The following is a 19,176-nucleotide window of genomic DNA, read 5'->3' as shown; positions in this document are numbered from 1 at the left end:
GAGCCATGACAGCAACGCCCGGATCTCGTTCAATCCCCACATACGTCCCATCGCCGCGCCGATAGGACCTATAGACTTTTACATTGGCACCAAAATATGCGTGCCACCTATACTGCACGCGATAAACTGACCCGACATGGGCAGAATAAACGGAAACTGGCCCTTCAGCGCAAGAACGCGCTCTTTGCAGGCCATGACGCCGGCGCGCAAAACTGGGCTGTCATCGCATCACTCATTGAGACCTGCAAGCTCAACAAAATCGAACCTCACAGCTACCTGACCGGTCTGCTCACGGCCATCGTCAATGGCCATAAAAAGAAAGACATTGATCAGCTGCTGCCCTGGAACTGGGCGGGCTGAAAAACCGCTTACAATGAAACGGCTTCTCTTCATCGTCTGTCTCCTCAGTTGGAGAACAGGGTAACCCTAAACGCCAGACATTTCAGGGGAGCAGGTCACATCGTGTCCAAATCAAAGACTGAACTATGGCATCGGATCCTAACACATTAACCGCGACAAATCAGCCTCCGGCAAACCCGGCGTGGATCAGCATTCACGTTTTCTTGTAAAATCAGTCGTTTGAATCATTCTCGCACTCAAGTCCAATCTCCTCGGAGAAGCCGGAGTATTGGGGTTGTGATTGTTGAAGTGCAGAACCTTCGTAATACTTGGAAGATAACTGATGGTCTGTCGATTCGACACCACTCAACGTGTTAAAGGTCTTCAATATTTCTTTCGTATCATATGGGAGAGTGTTGAACCAATTCCGCGAGGCTGCAATTGCGACAGCTTGATATACGGTGTCGACGCTTAATTTTTTTCTAATCGATACTTGCAATGACTTATTAGAACCAAAACTGGGCGTTATTTTCAATGCTTCTTCTGGATCAGCACTGGTTGCTAAAACATGGAGAAACCTCAACTCATCGACGGTCAAAGTATCATTCTCAAGGGACGAGTCAGATGCAGCATAGCAAAAGGCATCCACCGCCGACTCCGCGATAAACCGGAGATCGTAGCCGTTGAGACGAACAGCTTCTTCAACCGCGGTGTTAGTATTCAAGGTCGTAAAAGAGACTGCGACGCGTGTTCCATCACTGCGTGTCATAGGAAAACATACGCCATTCCTTCCGATCCGATGCTTTTCTGCGTCTCTCCAAAAACACTCAACAGCGGGTGCAGTGCCCGCCAAGTCTGAGTACAAAAACCAATCATCCGAGATAGATGCTTTTGACATCACAGGATCAACATACTGATAGTTGCTTTGTATATATCTTGCGATCCATTCGTCATGGAACGATGTGCATATTCGGGATTTAAATGAAGAGCCTTGTCCTTGATGCAGAACAAAAATCGCGAAATTCTGAAAGCCGGTCGATGTAGCTGCTCGCCACATAAGTTCGGATAGTTCCTCCAAATCTACAGTGTCGACCAGATGATCACAAATCTGCTCTAGTTCTTCGGTTCGAAGGAGGTGGACGTCACTATTTTCAATCAATTGAATGATTCGATTTATGCCTTCCATGGCATTGCTGGATCTGTCTTGGTCGCCCCAAACCGGATTTTCACAGACGGTTCTCACCCAATGCTTCATCATACTAAACCTCACAAGTAGATAGATTTTTATAGATACTGTTAAGTTAATTTAGGCTGAATACTGCTGATAAAATTTGATGCATTGACTTTTGTGTAAAAGAATAGTTCCGGGCAGCCCTGTACGACGCCTTTTTTTCATGGGGTGCGGCATTTCTTGGAGGTAATATCTGTTAATATGCCTATGGGTTTTTGAGCAGAAAATCAGAAAACCCTTGGCAACCAATATGAACAAGAAAATCAAGAGAAAGTATATTTATTATTTAATAACAATTGGTTATTTCCCCGTTAAGTCCTGATGCGCACGTTGCCCTCAATGAAACAAGAGGTGAACATGCAACGACTAATCAGCCGCCGGCAAAACCTATCTCCGCGCATAACAGACAGCATTTTTATGGATAGAGGGCGTCAGTTTGTAGACAGACTGCAGTGGAGCCTACGCGTGACGCAGCAAGGGCATGAGATTGACGAGTACGATGATGATCAGAGTGAGTACCTGATCGTTCATCGTCATGGGAAGCACATGGGTTCGTGCAGAGTACGACCAACCACTTGCTCGACTATGATTGCAGATCACTTTCTCGATAGCTTCCCAGGAGCCGCGGAATTTTTGAGGCTACAGAAAGGTCGGCTTTTTGAGCTCACACGTTTTTGTCGCGCGCCCGACATTTCGGTGGATGAAAGTAAAGTAATGCTCGAAAATATTTCACAGCTGATGGATGAGTTTCGGGATCAGCATAAACTCTGTGGATTTGTGGCTGTCGTATTTCCACATGTGGCACGTTTCATGGATAAAATTGGGATGAGATATCTGTTGATTTCAAAATCTTCTATCAGCGGTGAAAAAGCTTACTTGATATGTATCACGCAAGCCACCACACCCGCGAAAAACCAAAAACCCAAAGCTATTGGCGAACCTGTAGATACCCCACGGGTGGAAACTGAAAGGAATTTGGTCGCTGCATGATCAGAGGTAATGAATGTGGGCTGGAAGTGTCGTTGTGCCCTAATTAAAGAGAGTAGCAACTAATTTTTCCAGGACTTTTCAATGGCTGCTTGTACCCCTATTGATGGCACTGGGGAGTGGAAAGAGACTGGGGATACTTTTCGTTTTCCGTGTAGTCTTCTTCTTTATTTGCAGGAGGCTTAGCGATGAAATTCAGGATCAAGTTGGAGACGGAATTTGGTTGGGGCGAGACGCGATCACATGAGATTTGTACGCTGGAACGCCGAACGTTAGATGCGTCGAGCGAAGACCTTGGGCTGTGTCTGGCCGAGGCAAAATCGCTGCTGAAGGAAGTTCAGTGTACGCTACTGCAGGATCAGGTCGAAGAGATCAGCGAAATCGAGCGCGTCTGTCGTTTCTGCGGAACATATCTACTGGTTCATGATCGCCGCCGACGTCGCATCGACACGCTCTTCGGTCGGGTGACCGTCGAGGTACCGCGGGTTCGGATGTGCATGTGTGGGCTGCCGGGATTTCCTACGCTGAAAGTCGCGCGGTCTCCTCTGACCCGTCTCTTGCCGGACCATGCCGCGCCAGAGCTTCGGCGATTGCAGGCGGAACTGGGTGCGCGCCATAGTTTTCGGGAAGCGGCAAAGCTTCTAAATGAATTGACGCCTTGCGCCAGGCAGAACCATGTTACGATCCGCAATCGGCTCGCGACCACAGCTGACAACCTTACGTCCAACGAACGCTCTGCGACAGAAAAAGCCGATCATCGCTCAAAGCCATCCGATCTCTCGGTATTTCTGGATAGCGCTTACGTTCGGTCAAGACCAGAATATCAGCGTCGGAACTTTGAGATTGTCGTTGGCTCCATCGAGAGCAAAGGTGGCGAGAAACGCCGATTTGGTTTGAGTGTGATCGGCGTGAGCAATCCGGGAGAGTGTCTGCGAAGGAATCTGGAAAGCGCCGGATGGCGTGTTGGCACTACTTTAACAGTTTTGTCCGATGGTGACCCTGCACTACGACGACTGGTGCGCGACGCCACCGGTGCGGAGGTCAATCACATCCTTGACTGGTGGCATATTTCAATGCGCATCCGCCATGTGGAAACGACATTTCAAACCCTGTTTTCTCTGCTCGGAGGTGCTGACGGTCTGACGGTAGAGAAGCTGGTACAAAACTTGCGTTGGCGCATTTGGCATGGCCAAACGGCTCGTGCGCTGGAAGCGATTGAAACGCTTTTCGGATTTGGCATGCGCGTCCGAGGCCAGACGGTTGGCAGAACGAATGACGCAGCGCTTTCGGCAGTTGCGCGCACAATGGAACTGAGAACCTACTTGGAATACAATCGCGCGGCGCTTGTCGATTATGATCAAAGACGCCGTTGCGGGAAAGCGGTTTCGACATCGCGGGCTGAAGGATTGGTCAACGACATCGCCAACGCTCGCATGGGCAAAAAGCGCCGGATGCGCTGGTCCCCAAGTGGCGCACATCGAGTGGCAACGGTTAGGGCCGCAGTCCTAGATGGAAGGCTTCGACAGGGCCAGCTCAGAGCGGCTTAATCCCCACATTCTTTCCACTCCCAAAGGGTGCTGACCATGTTCTTGGTGAGGGCATGTTGCCAGCATCAAATGCACGCTCTCATCGTGCGCCTAACTGGGAACAATCGCAACGACCGGACTCGCCTCAAGTCAGGCATACGTCCGGTGCTGCAGATTGATTATTTGCGCGTGCTACGGGTCCGTGGAGAAGTCTCGAGCAGCCGAATGGGTGGGTGGCCTGGTCACGCTTGTCACTTAAGTTAGTCTTCTTGAGGTAACCCGTCGTTGATGGAATAATAATCGCCTTTGTTTGCAACATAGATGTGCTTTTCGAGCTTCAGACCGGTGTCACCGTCCAATGCGCCAAGCGCTATGTTGATCGTACTTTCGTCATTGGGCTTCCAAAACAAAAACGAACCACAGATTGGGCAGAACCCTCGTTTCCCAGCGGAGCTCGCTGCATACCAACTAACGTCTCCCGAAAAGCTAAGGTCAGAAAAATCGACATATGCTGTCGACCAAATCCCGCCTGATTGTTTTCGACACTGGGAACAATGGCACATTACGGGCTCTTGAGGGGTGACCGTCGTGGTAAAAGTCACCGCACCACATAGGCAGCTTCCCCGGGCCATTTAAGAGCTCCTTCCAATTCTATTCGAATAGCAATGTTGCAAATTTCGATATCTACTACTGACGTCACTATGGAGCATTTCCCACAACAACGATGGTGGATAAAGCACCCTATGCAGTCATTTTTTCTCATTCGAATGATTGGAAAAGTTGAGGAAGGGCCGACTTTAGTCTGTTGTACCCAGTTGCGCAAAAACAGCGTGGATTAGGTATCAACAGATGGATATGCATACTGCTCTTGATCGATTTGAACACTGGCCATGCAATCGTAGTTAGTACGGTTGCTTCAACAAGCGTCGCTGAATTAGCAGCCTCTTTTGTAAGAATATTTACCGTAAGATAGATTACAGCTGATCGAATGGGTTTACAACCGACACCCCAGTTGGGATGAAATCGGTTGTGTTACGCGTCGCAACTCTTGCGTCATTGTTGAGGGCAGTTGCGGCGATCATTAAATCTGCGCCTGCATGGCCTAATGTGGCGGAGAGTGCGCCCCAAGTTCGCGCATCTCGGGCCGAGAACTCGAGGATCCGGTCTGAGAACTGCAACTCAGTGGCGTTTAGCCAAGTTCTGAGAGCTCGGGCGAATTCTGGGTTTTTCTTTTCCTGAAGAACGACTCCCCGCTCGATCTCTCCTAGCGTAATGGCGCTCAGGAAGAGATCAGTTTCTCGCTGAGCCCTCAACCAACTCGCAACTTCTGGATATTGAGCCGGTTTTCGCAAACCGGAGATTACATTCGTGTCGAGGATTATTCTCACCACTCAACGTCTCGCGGGCAAGACTGCAACCGTTCGAAGTCATCACCGGGGAAACTGAGAAGATGATCCTTGAATGTGCCTCGATTGTCTGCAGCAGCACGTTGCAAGCGTGCGTACTCGCTGGCAGACAAGATCACGACTGCTAGTTTCCCGCGCTTCGTAACTTCTTGTGGTCGACCAGCCAGCGCTTCTTCGACAACCGAACTGAATTTGTTCTTTGCGTCCTGCAGTGTCCACATGAGCAATCTCCTTACGGCTAGATACCTGTCTAGACTTAGAATGTCAAGTGGTGCAGAGTGCTCACGATGGCAAATAACTAATGACTTTACAACGTCTCTTCAAAATACCTGTAGACTGAATGGACATCCATTCCGAAGGCGTGCTCGAACGCGCGTTTCCATCCAAGTTCTGGCGTCTTCTCCCAGAATACGAAAATGGATTGTAGTGAACTCTCGTTCACAAGGATAAGGCCAGCCATGCGGCTGTAGTCGGCAAAGTCGATTTCGGATGACGTGGTCTGTCCGTTGAACGATTTAAGCCGAGTACCAGAGTATTCATGCTTTCCTTTTTGTTGTAATATATTGGATGCTAGGGAGATGTTTGGGTTTGCGAAGCTAGCATCAATTGCCATAGCCAGCGCCTCAGTCAACCACTTTGGCCCCCGCTGTTGGATATGGAGCTGTCCCGCTTTAGTGCCGCCCCTAGTGCTCGTTTAAGCCACCTTCCGTTCGAATGCGACAGGGCTTTTCCATCCCAGTGCTGAGTGACGGCGGCGTGGACTGTAGAAGCCGTTGATGTATTCAAAGATTGCCATCTCAGCGTGCCGCCTGGTTTCCCATGACCGCCGCCAGATCAGCTCGGCCTTGATGGTTTTGAAGAACGTCTCGACAGCCGCATTGTCGTAGCAATTGCCCTTCCCAGGCATCGACACCTTGAACCCATGTTGGCGCAGAATCTTTTGATAGTCGTGAGAACAATATTGGCTACCGCGATCCGTGTGATGGATGCAGCCCTTTGGTGGCGCACGGAATACGATGGCCATGTTCAACGCCCGTATCGCTAGATCACGCTTCATGCGGTTACTGACGGCCCAGCCGATGACACGGCGAGAATGCAGGTCCAAGATCACAGCCAGATACACCCAGCCTTCACGGGTCCAGACATAGCTGATGTCGCCCGCCCATTTCTGGTTTGGCGCATCTGCCGCGCAGTCACGATCCAGTAGGTTCGGTGCTATATTGAACTTATGATCTCTATCCGTCGTGACCTTGTGTTTGCGTGTTCTGACCACTGATATGCCGTTCTGGCGCATCCACTGCCCGACAGGCGATTTGGCAAAGCCAAATCTGCCGAGAGGGGGCGGCCAACACGGCGGTGACCGATATCCAGGCCAATCTCTTTCAACTCCTCAGTCATGCGCGGCCTGCCATAGCTGCCAAGGCTCAGACGAGATTGTTCTTTGATGTGCGCCAGCGTGACCAAATCAGACCGCTGTCTGCGACTGGCTGGCCGGCTTCGAAATGCGCGTAGCCCGCGTGTGCTGACGCCAACGACATCACACAGCCGATTGGTGGGGAAGCTCTCGCTGTGTTCTTCAATGAACCTAAATCTCATTGCTTTAGGCCCGCGAAGAACTGGGTGGCCTTTTTTAAGATCTCCCTCTCCTCCTTGAGAATACGGTTCTCGCGGCGCAGCCGGTCATTCTCTTGAACGAGGCTCATATCCTCTTTTGACACCACATCCGTGTCTCGATGCGCTGTGATCCACTTGTTCAGTGTGGACATACCTACACCCAGATCGTCAGCCACCTGTTTGCGTGTCAGCCCACTGGTCAGCGCGATACGCACCGCATCTTGGCGAAATTCGTCCGTCCGTTTCAGTCCCATAGTCAGTCTCCTTTGTTGCAGTAAATGCTATCAAAGGGGCGGCATCAAACCGCGACAGGTCCAATACAACGCACCCGACTCCAGTACATCGCATGTTTGGCTGCTGGGCTCCTGCCGATCAAACTGGTGAACCACCACTTTAAGGCCTTAGGCAGGGGTCACCACATTCATAACGCGGTGTTTTTTGATCATGCGTCAGCCAAAATCCGTCCAGCAAGCAACTCTTTCGATACGGCATTCCTATCTTTTGCTGTGCTCTCTATAAGACCGTGCGGTTTGGACACCGCCCTCCATCTTGTTGATCAACGCTATGATCTCGTTCTTTGGGAACCATCACTCCTTCATATTCCATCTCCAATACTTGGGACGGAGCCTGCGTTAGAATGTAGGTGTTTTTAAGGTTTCTGGTCATCTAGAAAGCCGGTTATCTGTATCAGTCGGAGCTAAACAATAAGGATGCGTTGGCTAACTGATCAACTATTCTTGGAACTGGAGCCTAGCTGCACGATTTAAGAGTACGATGAACGCATGAGCAGGTTGGTCGCACCAAGGAATTATTCCGGTGCGACCTGCAATTGTGAAGGTACGGTCGATACTCGTATTTCATGCACGTAACTTCTGATGGTCATAAAACCCTTAGAATCGCTCGAGAACTTTCAATGCTCCAAACCTGATGAATGTTCTGCGCCTGCATCCTGGGCTGGATTGGAATCGTTGGGTCTTTCTGAGCTTTGCGCTTGCATTGTTCAGAATTCCTCCCAACCAGTCTTACTGGAAGCGTTCATGCCTACAGCTGCGCGCATTGGTTGTTGTATCTGTTGTGGTTCTTCGGCGTCGCGTTGGACGACTTTTGGCTTGGTAGAACGTCCGGCATCAAGATCGATGCCATGAAATTGTCCCAGCGTTTCCGACAACTCAGAAGCTTCTTGGCTTAGTGATACGCTGGACGCTGTCATCTCCTCAAGCGCAGCGGCGTTCGTCTGTGTAGTGCCGTCGATTGATCGTACAGCAGAATTGACTTCATCGATGCCCAGTGCTTGTTCTTCCACAGCAGATGCGATGGCTGAAATTTGGTCAGATGCGACCTCTACATCGGCGATGATGCCTTCGAGGGCTTGCTTAGATCGCGCGACTTTTTCGACGCCAACTTCGACGCTGCGATTGTTCTTTTCTATCACTTGTCCAATTTCCTGAACAGCTTCCTGAGAACGTTGTGCAAGTCCGCGAACTTCTGATGCCACGACCGAGAAACCACGTCCGGCCTCACCAGCGCGCGCTGCCTCCACACCGGCATTCAGTGCGAGAAGGTTGATCTGGAAGGCGATATCCTCAATCACCTTCACAACGCTGTTGATTTGTTCAGACGCATCGGTCATCGCATTGATCGACGCTTCTGTATCGTTTGAAATATCGCGCGATTTGTCAGCGCTTTCGCGTACTTTTTGCGTTGCTTCGTTTGCTGCTTTTGCATTGGTGACGACCTGACGAACGCTGGCTGAAATCTCCTCAATCGCGGCCGATGTTTCTTCAACCGCCGCAGCGTTGTCTTCCGCGCGCTTCGCCATGTCCAAGGCTGAATCCTCAAGCTCTGTAGATGTTGCTGACACGGCTTGCCCGCTTTGCATGATGCGTGCCATCGTTGCCGACAACGTTGTCAAAGCGGTATTGAAGTCGTCCTTCATCTGTAAAAAGGCACCTTCGCGCTTACCTTCGATCCTGATGCCCAGGTTACCTTTGGCCAACTCATCAATACTTTTTACGACATCAGCGATGTTTGTTTCGGTCACCTCAAGCAACCGGTTTATGACACCTGCCAAAGCAACAAGGCCCGCATCTTCCAGTGAGTCCGACATACGGTTGGAGAAGTTACCCGATGCAGCCTCGCCCAGAACACGTTCCATGTCTTTCTGAAAGTTCTCAAGCGTTTTCATGCGTTGCAGTTCGGCATTGCGTTCGCGCTCTTCTGCGGCACGACGTTCAGCTTCCAGTTCTGCTTCACGCGCCTGTTCAGCCGCCTCACGTTCACGCTCAAGACGCTCTTTCTCTTTGACTTCGATGTCGAGGTCGCGCGCTTTGCGGGCGTTTTCGAGAAAGACGACCATGGCATTGGTCATCTTGCCTATCTCGTGTTTTTCTGTGCTGCGTTCAATATCGACGTCCAGATTGCCATCGGCAAGTTCGCCCATACCTTCGGTGATCTTGGTCAGGCGGCTGGATATGATACGCGCTGTAAAGAATGCCAGCAGAGCGCCAATAACTGTACCGACAGCCACAATGGCCATCACAATTAGAATTGCGCTGTCTGCTCGAGCGGCACCTTCTTTACCCAGTACTTTCTGGCGGTCCGACAAATCGTTAACCACCGTTTCCATCTTTCCCAGAACCTCTGGTCCAATCTCGTCCATCCGCGCGTATTTGGTGTTGCGCGTCTGAATGATTTCACTGACGTTCGCAGTGGCTGCTTCGAATTGATCCAAGTCGGTAAGAGTTTGTTTTGCCAGTTCTCTGCGCTCCGGATTCTGGAGCGAAAATAGCAGCCGGCTTACACCCTTGCGCGCATTTTCGATTTCCAGCTTTGAACGTTCTGCATCAGCTGGGTCGTTGTCGACCAGAAAACGCTCAAGATAGAGGCGTGCTAACATGAGATTGGTCGACGCCAATCCAGCCAGCGAGCTTGCCTCTGTGTCACGGTCCTCCAGTGCAGTTGACATGACTTCGGACAACTGCAGGCGCGCTTTGCTCCCAATGGAGCTTGTGTTTGCGACCATTGCATCTCGCTCTTGTTGCAGTGCGACAGCATCCCTCATCAATGCTTCGTATTCGGCGAGCAATGCAGGGATTGGTATGACTTGTTCCTGCGCTGCCAAACCGTCGAGACGGTTAAATAACTCGGCTTGTTGATCAGTGATGGCCGCAACAAGCCCTGACAGCTCTTGCAGGTTCTCCGGGTTTTTGTTGGATCTGAACCTGTAGGCTGATATTCGTGTTTTAAACAGGTTTTCTTCCAAATGCGTCGCCAAGACTTCGGACGTTGCAATGCCGCGGTACTCATAAAAGGTCTTTGCCAAGCCATTTGTTTGAAAAATGGCAAAACTGCCAACCAACATAGTGAGCGCAATCATTGCCCCCATTCCAACATAGATACGCATCACGATTGACATAGTGGACTTCCTATTTCCTTGAATTTGATTCCTCATTATTGAGAGAGGGTTTCAAAATTCTTTACTCAGGGAGTTTTTCCATGTGGCGATCATGATGCCACAATGCTTGTGCCGTCGTCTTGGCTGTTCCAAGTTTCTAAATCACCGTATTGCGAAAGATGACGGTAAGATCGTTACTTTTGCCCAAGTCGCATCAGACTATTTCGCATCAAAATCTGAAATCGCGTTCATCATCACCTTCTTCAGCCATTTGTGGCGTGAACTGTCCAAGGTGCGGCGGTGCCACACCAGATCATATGTCACAGGTGGAAGCGGAAACGGCGGGGTGACGTGGGAAAACCCTTTGAACGCCGTCGCACTAAGACGCTTTGGCAACGTGGCAACCAGATCCGTTCCGAAGGCAAGTTTTGCGAGGGCATAGGAGTTAGCCGCCGCCAAGAAGATCTGTCGCGTATGTCCTGCATTTTCCAGCGTTGCATCGACGATACTTTTCGTGGTGCCGCCAAAGTCCAAAACGGCGTGGCGGGCCGCGCTATATGCCTCGATTGTATCTGGTGCGTTGCGTCGGGCGGCGTCAAAGAAACAGACGAAATCGTCTTTGTAATAATGGTCTATGGCCAGCTCCAACGGGTACGGGCCGACTGCGGCGGTGATCGCGACATCAGCAAGTCCATTTGCCAATACGCTCAGGGCGTTTGTGCGCGCACCAAGGTCGGTAAAACGTATCATGACGTTCGGCGCAGCACGTCGGATTACCCGTTTCACCGGGATCAGAACCGGCAGTAATTCTGTGACGTTTGTAGCTATTGTAAAGGTGGTCGTGTCTTTCTGCGGGCTGTATTCTGATTGAAGGGCAAGCCCTTCCAGTTCGCCGATTATCCAGGAAATTTTTGGCGCGATCGCCGTTGCGACATTTGTCGGTGTGATACCTCTGCCACTTTTGACAAACAGTGGATCGCCGACGCATTGGCGAAGCTTTTCAAGACTGTGGCTTATCGTTGATTGACTGGTGCCCAGTGTAGACGCGGCTTTGGTCACGGATTTTTCTTCGTAGACGGTCAGGAAAACTTTCAGCAGCCTGCCGTCTATTGATGAAGTATCGAAATTTCTCATGAGTTTTTGGGTTTTTGTGAATTGATCAATCTGTATTTCCAATCATTTTTCAAATAGTGAATATTTTTTAAGCGTCGCGCTAGGATTTTCTTAATGAAAAACAAAAAAGGAGAGCTGTCCGTCGTCCCGGAAGGTGCTGAAAAGAGGTTCGTTAGAAACCGTGTCAGCCAATCACTCGACGGCAATGACATTTGTTGGGTGCTCGACGTGATGCGCGATCTAGAACGTTATTCGGAACGAAATGGGTATGTTGATGTCTTCAAGGAACTGAAAGTCGCGCGCCTGCGCGTTGAACTTTGTTTGAAGTCGGGAGATGATTAGGTTCGTTTGATCGGCGACTGCGATCACATGGAGTCTCTTCGCCATGGCGTTACACCCGATATTTGAGTGAAAGAACTGCGAGAGTTCTGCGCGCCGGACCAGATAAAACAGCGATTACCAGAGTACGGTAAAATGGATGGTCTTTTGTGCCCACCACGCGTGCTCTTTCCTGAGCGGCGCGTGGTGGTTTGTTATATCAGGCTGTTAGTTCAGACGATGAAATCACCGAAGACATAGTCCGCAGCCGAGACGCCCGCGCCGTCGTTGATCTGGATCGCAAGTTCGATTGTGGCATCATTGTCGATGTTCCCGAACAACAAAGTTGGCCCACCTGCGTTCTCGAGCCAGAACACACCTGCGCCGAACGACAGTGCCGACGCCGTCGTCTGCAAGCCGAGGAAGGTAAACGCCTGGTTCCCGCCGATGAGGGAATTCGCGTCGATGTTGGACAGATCGATCCGATCGCCCCCCGCGCCGCCAACGCCGTCCATCCCGATGATGGTGTCCCGCGTGCCAAGGTTGGACTCCCCGACACTGTTGAACTGGAAGATATCGTTCTGCGCGCCGCCCAGCAGAATATCCGCCCCCAGACCACCGACCAGAACATCAAGGCCGTTGCCGCCCTCAAGCCGGTCATTGCCCGACCCGCCATCAAGGAAATCAAAGCCATCACCGCCGAACAACCGGTCATTGCCTGACTGACCAAACAGATCATCATTCTGCTGGTTGCCCTGCAGGATGTCGTCGCCGCTGCCGCCGAACAAAGTGTCTTCATTCGCGCCACCGAACATGGTGTCATTGCCAGCCTCACCGTTCAGGAAGTCATCGCCGCCGCCGCCGCGCAACTCATCCAGCCCGGCACCGCCGAGCAGCGTGTCATTGCCGATCTGACCGACCAGGATGTCATTGCCCTCCTCACCGTCGATGAAGTCATTGCCTGCACTGCCGTCCAGCAGATCGTTGCCGACATCGCCGCGCAGGGTGTCATTGCCGTCCCCGCCAAAGGCTTCGTCGTCGCCCGCGCCGCCATCGATGTTATCGACCCCGGTGCCACCGCGGAACATGTCGTTGCCGAGGCCGCCCAGCATGACATCATTGCCGTCATTGCCGATCAGCAGATCGTCACCAGCCCCACCGTCCATGTCGTCATTGCCAGTGCCGCCATACATGATGTCGTTGCCATCGCCGCCGTCGATCTCGTCATTGCCGTCACCGCCGTTCAGGATGTCGCTGCCAAGGCCACCGATCAATTCGTCATTGCCCCCAAGGCCGAGAATCCGGTCATTTCCGGCCCCGCCATCCATCTCATTGGCGCCTGACGTGCCAAGCAACTCATCATTGCCACTGCCGGAAATGATATTCTCGAAGTTGGTAAAGACCTCGCCCGCGAAATTCGTCAGTCCGGTCGCAAGATTGACGACATAGGAGCCGTTGAACAAAGTCGTGTTCAGCGTATCAACCCCGGTGCCCCCATCAAGGGTTTCCGGCAAGCCAAGCCCGGCAAAGATCAGGTCATCCCCCGCCTCGCCAAAGATCGTATCGGTCCCCGAAGACGTCGCGGTATCGTTGCCATCGCCAAGGAAAATCGTGTCACTGCCTGAGCTTGCAAGAACCGTGTCATTTCCGCTGCCCGTGATGATCGTATCGTTGCCTGCGCCGCCATCAACGGAGTCATTGCCAGCGCCTGTTTCGATCCCGTTCGAGCCACTTGTTCCGACAACTGTGTCGTTGCCGTTGCCCATGATGATGTTTTCGAAATTAATGAACGACTCGCCCACGAAATTGGTGACGCCGCTCACCATGTTGATCTCATAGTCGAAGTTGAACGTCGTGGTGATCAGCGTATCGATGCCCGCGCCACCATTGAGCAATTCATTTGTGCCGTTGCCAGCAGTGATCCGGTCATTACCGCCACCGCCAAAATACTCACCGGCACCTGACGAGCTGATGATGTCGTTGCCACCCTGACCCAGCACGGTCTTGAAGCCAGCACCCGCCAGAACGGTCGAACCGCCCAAACCGGTGGTGATTACATCGGAATCGAGCACATGTGCACGCTGTCCATCATAATCATCCGGGTCAATAACCGCCGGACGCGGATCCCAGACAGAGGCCAGAATTTCGCCGCCAATTTGCTGCCAGGCAAAGAGAATACGCCCGTCGCCTGTGGTGCTGATGTCGATGGTTGTGACGTTGGCGTTCTCCACCACGAAGGTAAACCCATCCGACGAGCCATCCGCATTGAACCGGCGCGCAAAAAGGTTATCGCTGGTGTCATCATCCCAAGCCACGACAAAATCGCCATCCGGCAGGGCAGTGACCACCGCTTCGTTCTGGTTGTTGGCCCCGGAGGCGACTGTGCCGCTGTTCTGGAAGGTCCCTGTGTTGCTGTAGGTTCTGAAAAAGATATCATTGCCCGTGTTAAAGGTGACGACAAAGCCGCCGCCTTCAAGCGCCGCAATGGCCGGATCTGTGCTGACGGTCCCGTTGGTAACGTTTATATTGGCGATTGGCGCACCAGCCGCTGACACGATCTTGAATTCGATCCCAACGCCCGATGGATCTGTTTCCTCATAGGCCGACACAAAATTGCCGTTACTCAGAACGGTTACATCACCAAGCGCATTCCGATCAGCCCCATTCTGCCCAGCCGCAAACTCCGCACCAATCACGTCAAGCTGATCAATGATCCGGCCACTGATGTCAGCATCGGAAGAAACCGCGTCATCATAGGCCACGAAGACATCGTCGTTGGTTGAAATCAGGTTCGAGGCGATCTGTGGATTGCGCAGAAATTCGGCCAATACGTTTTCGGTTGCAATGCTGCGGCTTAGCAGAAGGTCACCGTCAAAATCATAGCGTTCGTATCTGATGTCGGTCTGGTTTGAGTTCGCAATATCGTCATCCTGAAACGCCATCGCAAAGCCGTCATGCGTCGCGACAAGATCGAAGTCTCGTTCATCATCAGGGAAGAATGCCTGGTTCAACTGAAAGGAATTTCTGACGACATTTCCCTCGGCGTCAAAAATCTTGGCGATAATGTCAGAGCCAAGGTCCGTTCCGATCAAACCCGAGGTTTGTTCGGTCCATGCCACAACGAAGTGTCCGTTATTCAATCCGAGTATTTGGGGATCCGACTGAGTGCCAGTCGCTGCGGTGCCGGTGTTTACTTGAAATTCATTGAGCCATTCTGTCGGCGTAGCCATAATTTTAATCCTTTTTTAACTAATACTAAATGACAATAATGTGAGCGCATTGTTCCGAGTCGGTCAACAATCGCTTTGTGTTAAGCAAGAACTGGCTCATTCATCCAAGGACTGTGTCTGTCAAAATATGACAGAGTATGAATTTCCGCTGCAACCTGTGATGTGTGATAATATATATTTCACAGTGCTTTACGTTATCATCTCACCCTTGCAGAGCTAAGCTGCAGCAATTGGAAAATGCGCATCTCTATTGGTTGTGGTTGCTTCGATTTATGCAGAGCGTTCCGTCTTTGGGAGCGCCGAGAGCAACAACAAACCAGTGGACCGTTTCCGTTTTCAGGGAAGCGCGTGGGGTAAACTGTGATCGCAACCGACATGGATTCGAAGTCTCAAGATCAGAGAAATTTCGATATCCGAGACGGTGAATGCGGGCGCAAACGATCCGATCCCAACGTGCTTCACTCGCCTTCCCGAGGCGGGATTCTATCATAGATCTTTTGCGCTATGCTCAACACAGCGAAAAAGGCGGTGGCCCAGATGAGCAACTCATACGGTGCGGCATCTGTACCCCGCAGCCACCGGGCGAGCAATCCGCCCTGTGGGCGCAATTCCTCTATGCCCAAAAGACCTTGGCGCGGCCACAGGTTCAGGTACCAAAAGCGAGACAGATAAAAGAAGATCAGAGTAATCAACGCGATTACTGTCAATGAAACCCAGCGACGCATTACTTCAGAACCGTCAGTGTTTCAGGATCCAGCATCAGAACAAGCAAGTCGCCGCGCCGTTCAATTTCGCCTTCGAGGGATACGTATCGGGCAATGTAATCATACGCTTCTTGCGGCAGTTCTGTGCCGTCTGGCCCAGTGATCAACAGGAATTCTTCTCCATCCACCGGCTGAGAAGACACGAATACCGGCGGCACCCCGCCCAACAGGCACAGGTTGGCGCAGGCCTTATGGGCAAGCCCGATGCCGGGGCGCATCGCACCAGCAAGACATTTGCCATCGCAGATTTCGCCCGCCAGTTTCCATCGTCCAAGAGGTTCGACGCTTTGCGCCGGTGGTTCGCCTTCAACGGCTGATATGCCTTGGCGCCCCCCGCGGACCTGCATCATGTTGAGATCCCCGCGTTCGAGAATGACGCCGGACACCTGAACGAGTTGACCTTCCAGTGGGGCCGCGCGACCCTGCACGCCGGTTTTTCCGCCTGCCGAAAGCATCAACGTGTCGCCGGGCAGAATCCTGTCATTGCCTTGCGTGACACGCAGCAGAGGATAGGGTGTCATTTCCATAACGCCCGTCACAGTCTGACGGCCATAGTCGAACCGAAATGCGCCCGGGCCGGGGTCATCCTGTGCGGTGCCAAGCGCAAAACCCAAACCTGCCAACCCCGAAATGAACAGCACGCATATGCCCAGCAAAAGGGCGCGTAATCCCTTTGGGGTTGGCAGGTAGCCGACGAAAAAGGGGGCGTCCTTGTTGTCCATCACAGTCCTTTCATGGGGTTGGGGACCGCAATGGGTTCAACATAGGTGCCGGGTGGGTTCGCCTTAGGGTCGACCAGAACCCGCGCTCCGTCGAGCCGCAGATTATATGTCGGGACAGTTTCGGTGAAAGGCGCAGGAGAGCGTCCTGAGGTGACATCATATTGAAATCCATGCCACGGACAGGTCACGAGGCAATCGATGACACGACCCTCGCCCAGGGGGCCGTTTTGATGTGCGCAGGCATTGGAAATCGCGCTGAGCTTTCCGTCCGTCAGATAAACCGCCACGCGCTCCCCGTTTGCGAGCAGTTTGATTTTTGCAAAGCCGTCGGTCATCTCGGACGTTGTGCACACATCCACCCAGTCCGTTTGCCGCGTTTTTTGGGCCTTGTCTTGTCGCCGCTCGGACAGCGCAGCAGCTAAATGTAATGCGCCCACAGCGCCCGCGCCGGCAATAAAGATCACCGTGAAGCTATGGTTTTGCTGATCTTGTAAAATACCTAAGCTGACATGCGCCACGACGGCGAGATAGGCGGGGTAAATGAGGTAATGCAGCCGCTTCCACACCGGGGGGCTGAGGAACTTGAGCCAGAAGTCGTGGCTGGTCGCAGCGAGAATAATCAGCACAAATAGCGCGAACACGCCAAAGATCTCAAAGGGAAAGCCAGCAAGCTGCCCGTAGGATGTATTGGCAAAGAGGACCGCTTCGTATTTGTTCGACGACGAAAAGGCGAAATACCAGTCGACCACATAAGATGCATGGGTGATCGCAACAAATGTCGTCATCACGCCGAAATGTCGGCGGTTGTACAACAGCGGTAGAAACCGGGGGTTGAGCCGCGCCAGTGGGCCAATGCACAGAATGACCGTCAACATGACGAAAGCACAGGCTCCAAAAGCGCGCGCGTTGTGAATTTGCGGGTTGACCGCGCGCTCATGGTTCAGCGCGGCAGGTGCCGCATAAAGAAATACATACAGAAACAGCACGACACCCGCGAGCATGACCGCATCATAAATGTACTTGTTGTTGTTCCACTGAACGGGGATGTATTTGACGCTCATTGTGCAGTTTCCGACGGTGCTGAAAGCTGAACCGGTTCAAACCCTATTGGCCAAGTCTGGCGCACTGAAAGCCCTGTCAGAATAATCAGGCATATCCCGATTGGCATGACCCAGCCGACTGTAAAATGTGCTTTGCGCGGGGGATCATATCTGCTCTCCCATCGCTCAGCACCGGTTTCATAGAGATACCAGCGCCACAAAACCAACGGCCAGATGACGAGGATGCCGGGTATTAAAAGTGGGCGAAAGACATAAGCCCCGCGCGCGTCAGCATCTATCCGGTCCATCCCGATGGTCAGAAAGACCGCAGCAACAAGCGAGCCGACGATACCCCAACCACGCAGTATGTCCAGAATGAACGCAGCCTCAGTCATAAGCGTTTTGGCGAGGATGTTGATATGACTTGGGCCGATGCGTCACAGTATTTGCTTTCTGCCGTCAACATCGGACAAATATGCCGGTGCCGCGGCCGGGAGATGTTATATACGTTCGGCCTTATATGATCGAGGAAGTCGGCCCACGGTCAACCCATAAACCAGCAAATTCACATAAGCGCGACTTTTCGTGTGAAAATGTGACATGGTTTATGCGCCAAGATTATGGGGGTCGGTCGCGTAAACTGCATTGGCAAAGCCGCGGTTGCTACTCTGGCTTGCCGGAACACAAGCTTGCAGATCTTACCTTGCAGGTGGAGACCGCTGTCGGCGGCAAATTACCTTGTCCTGTGCACGTCGATGAACCACCGCTCGACCGAGTGTTGTCTGGTGGTCAGATGCGCTATGATTTACGCCAGCTCTGGTTCCTCCACAGGCCGACTTTGAAAAAAAGTCAGATCGTGCCGATGAACGGCGCACGCCTGGCGCTGGTCCAAGCGAATGCAAACTTGACGGATTTTGCCGTATCCATCCATGGGACAAGATTGGCCACGAGGGCGGTGATTGAGTATCTTGGTACAGAGGATGCAGTCATCATCACAGAAGGTTGCTGTGATAAGCTGGAAATCATCTATCAGCGGCGGTTCAGCCAGTGTGGCCGCAGCATTGCAAAACCTGACTGGCTGCCCATGCATATGATCGGATCCGGTCCTGCTGGCGGAACGCTTTGTGAAAGGGCCCGGTATGTCGCTCCACCACCAAGCCACTTACAGAAGCATGATTTGGCACCTCCAAAGCCGGAGCTCGGATCGGGCGTAAGTTCGCAGGCTCCCTTGATCTGATCACCTGCCTGACCCGTGTCTATGCAGGACATCGAAGCATGCTTACCGGTACTTTTGGACCACAGCGCATATGGCAGGCGCGCGTTTTGACCGTGCAAATGATGTCGATTTGACAGTGAGAGCGCAGAACTTGCTGTCCTCTGTCCCTTCCTGTGACGTTACGGCGTGTCACAGTTATCCCGTGCTGCCCGCTCTGATCACGCGTTTTTCGGCGATGTTGTGAATATAGTGCGCTTTGGCGTCTGAAAAACGCCG

General features: G+C 52.2%; 15 protein-coding genes and 2 pseudogenes. 5 read left to right on the top strand and 12 right to left on the bottom strand.

Annotated features, from left to right (window positions below):
- Positions 1–150: 150 nt before the first annotated feature.
- A pseudogene (locus tag RLO149_RS17605) lies at positions 151–360 on the top strand (transposase domain-containing protein); the annotation flags it as partial.
- A 211-nt stretch (positions 361–571) separates the two neighbouring features.
- Here the strand turns inward: RLO149_RS17605 and RLO149_RS17600 are convergent.
- A complete protein-coding gene (locus RLO149_RS17600) occupies positions 572–1,597 on the bottom strand; it encodes an autoinducer binding domain-containing protein (protein WP_013963450.1) in 1,026 nt (341 codons plus the stop codon).
- Positions 1,598–1,927: 330 nt separating this feature from the next.
- On the opposite strand from RLO149_RS17600, the gene RLO149_RS22950 reads away from it, so the two are divergent.
- Positions 1,928–2,560 carry an acyl-homoserine-lactone synthase gene (locus RLO149_RS22950; protein WP_013963449.1) on the top strand — a complete coding sequence of 211 codons (633 nt, stop codon included), beginning with the start codon at positions 1,928–1,930 and terminating at the stop codon, positions 2,558–2,560.
- A 185-nt stretch (positions 2,561–2,745) separates the two neighbouring features.
- The gene (locus tag RLO149_RS17590; RefSeq protein ID WP_013963448.1) at positions 2,746–4,104 is read left to right on the top strand and encodes an ISKra4-like element ISRli1 family transposase; all 1,359 of its coding nucleotides are present in this window, start codon (positions 2,746–2,748) and stop codon (positions 4,102–4,104) included.
- A 239-nt stretch (positions 4,105–4,343) separates the two neighbouring features.
- Here RLO149_RS17590 and RLO149_RS17585 read toward each other — a convergent pair whose 3' ends face one another.
- The 7 genes and pseudogenes from RLO149_RS17585 to RLO149_RS17550 form a co-directional block, all read right to left on the bottom strand.
- Positions 4,344–4,715 (bottom strand): GFA family protein, encoded by a 372-nt coding sequence (locus tag RLO149_RS17585; RefSeq protein WP_013963447.1) that lies wholly within the window; start codon positions 4,713–4,715, stop codon positions 4,344–4,346.
- A gap of 342 nt (positions 4,716–5,057) precedes the next feature.
- Positions 5,058–5,471, bottom strand: coding sequence for a type II toxin-antitoxin system VapC family toxin (locus tag RLO149_RS17580; RefSeq protein ID WP_148264393.1), 414 nt, complete (start codon positions 5,469–5,471; stop codon positions 5,058–5,060).
- On the bottom strand, positions 5,468–5,710 hold the full coding sequence (locus tag RLO149_RS17575; RefSeq protein WP_013963445.1) for a type II toxin-antitoxin system Phd/YefM family antitoxin: 243 nt from the start codon (positions 5,708–5,710) through the stop codon (positions 5,468–5,470). Before RLO149_RS17575 ends, RLO149_RS17580 begins: the two co-directional genes overlap by 4 nt.
- Before the next feature lie 86 nt (positions 5,711–5,796).
- On the bottom strand, positions 5,797–6,102 hold the full coding sequence (locus RLO149_RS17570; protein ID WP_013963444.1) for a hypothetical protein: 306 nt from the start codon (positions 6,100–6,102) through the stop codon (positions 5,797–5,799).
- A gap of 81 nt (positions 6,103–6,183) precedes the next feature.
- Positions 6,184–7,357: pseudogene (locus tag RLO149_RS17565) on the bottom strand (IS3 family transposase).
- Positions 7,358–8,103: 746 nt separating this feature from the next.
- The gene (locus tag RLO149_RS17555; protein ID WP_013963443.1) at positions 8,104–10,518 is read right to left on the bottom strand and encodes a methyl-accepting chemotaxis protein; all 2,415 of its coding nucleotides are present in this window, start codon (positions 10,516–10,518) and stop codon (positions 8,104–8,106) included.
- Between the two features lie 198 nt (positions 10,519–10,716).
- Positions 10,717–11,631 (bottom strand): LysR family transcriptional regulator, encoded by a 915-nt coding sequence (locus RLO149_RS17550; protein WP_044025723.1) that lies wholly within the window; start codon positions 11,629–11,631, stop codon positions 10,717–10,719.
- A gap of 93 nt (positions 11,632–11,724) precedes the next feature.
- Between RLO149_RS17550 and RLO149_RS17545 the strand changes: the two genes are divergently transcribed.
- Positions 11,725–11,952, top strand: coding sequence for a hypothetical protein (locus RLO149_RS17545; protein WP_013963441.1), 228 nt, complete (start codon positions 11,725–11,727; stop codon positions 11,950–11,952).
- A 209-nt stretch (positions 11,953–12,161) separates the two neighbouring features.
- Here the strand turns inward: RLO149_RS17545 and RLO149_RS17540 are convergent, their stop codons facing one another.
- The 4 genes from RLO149_RS17540 to RLO149_RS17520 all read right to left on the bottom strand — a co-directional run bounded on the left by RLO149_RS17540 (position 12,162) and on the right by RLO149_RS17520 (position 18,079).
- Complete coding sequence (locus tag RLO149_RS17540) at positions 12,162–15,158, bottom strand: calcium-binding protein (RefSeq protein WP_013963440.1); 2,997 nt, start codon at positions 15,156–15,158, stop codon at positions 12,162–12,164.
- 724 nt (positions 15,159–15,882) lie between these two features.
- A complete protein-coding gene (locus RLO149_RS17530; protein ID WP_013963438.1) occupies positions 15,883–16,644 on the bottom strand; it encodes a hypothetical protein in 762 nt (253 codons plus the stop codon).
- Complete coding sequence (locus tag RLO149_RS17525; protein WP_013963437.1) at positions 16,644–17,705, bottom strand: Rieske 2Fe-2S domain-containing protein; 1,062 nt, start codon at positions 17,703–17,705, stop codon at positions 16,644–16,646. The genes RLO149_RS17530 and RLO149_RS17525 overlap by 1 nt, the downstream gene beginning before the upstream one ends.
- Complete coding sequence (locus RLO149_RS17520) at positions 17,702–18,079, bottom strand: hypothetical protein (RefSeq protein WP_013963436.1); 378 nt, start codon at positions 18,077–18,079, stop codon at positions 17,702–17,704. Before RLO149_RS17520 ends, RLO149_RS17525 begins: the two co-directional genes overlap by 4 nt.
- Before the next feature lie 125 nt (positions 18,080–18,204).
- On the opposite strand from RLO149_RS17520, the gene RLO149_RS17515 reads away from it, so the two are divergent.
- Positions 18,205–18,921 carry a hypothetical protein gene (locus RLO149_RS17515; RefSeq protein ID WP_148264392.1) on the top strand — a complete coding sequence of 239 codons (717 nt, stop codon included), beginning with the start codon at positions 18,205–18,207 and terminating at the stop codon, positions 18,919–18,921.
- The last annotated feature ends 255 nt before the right edge of the window (positions 18,922–19,176 follow it).

Origin of the sequence: Roseobacter litoralis Och 149 (assembly GCF_000154785.2) — a bacterium.
Taxonomy (GTDB): domain Bacteria; phylum Pseudomonadota; class Alphaproteobacteria; order Rhodobacterales; family Rhodobacteraceae; genus Roseobacter; species Roseobacter litoralis.
This window is presented reverse-complemented; position numbering and strand designations above follow the sequence as displayed.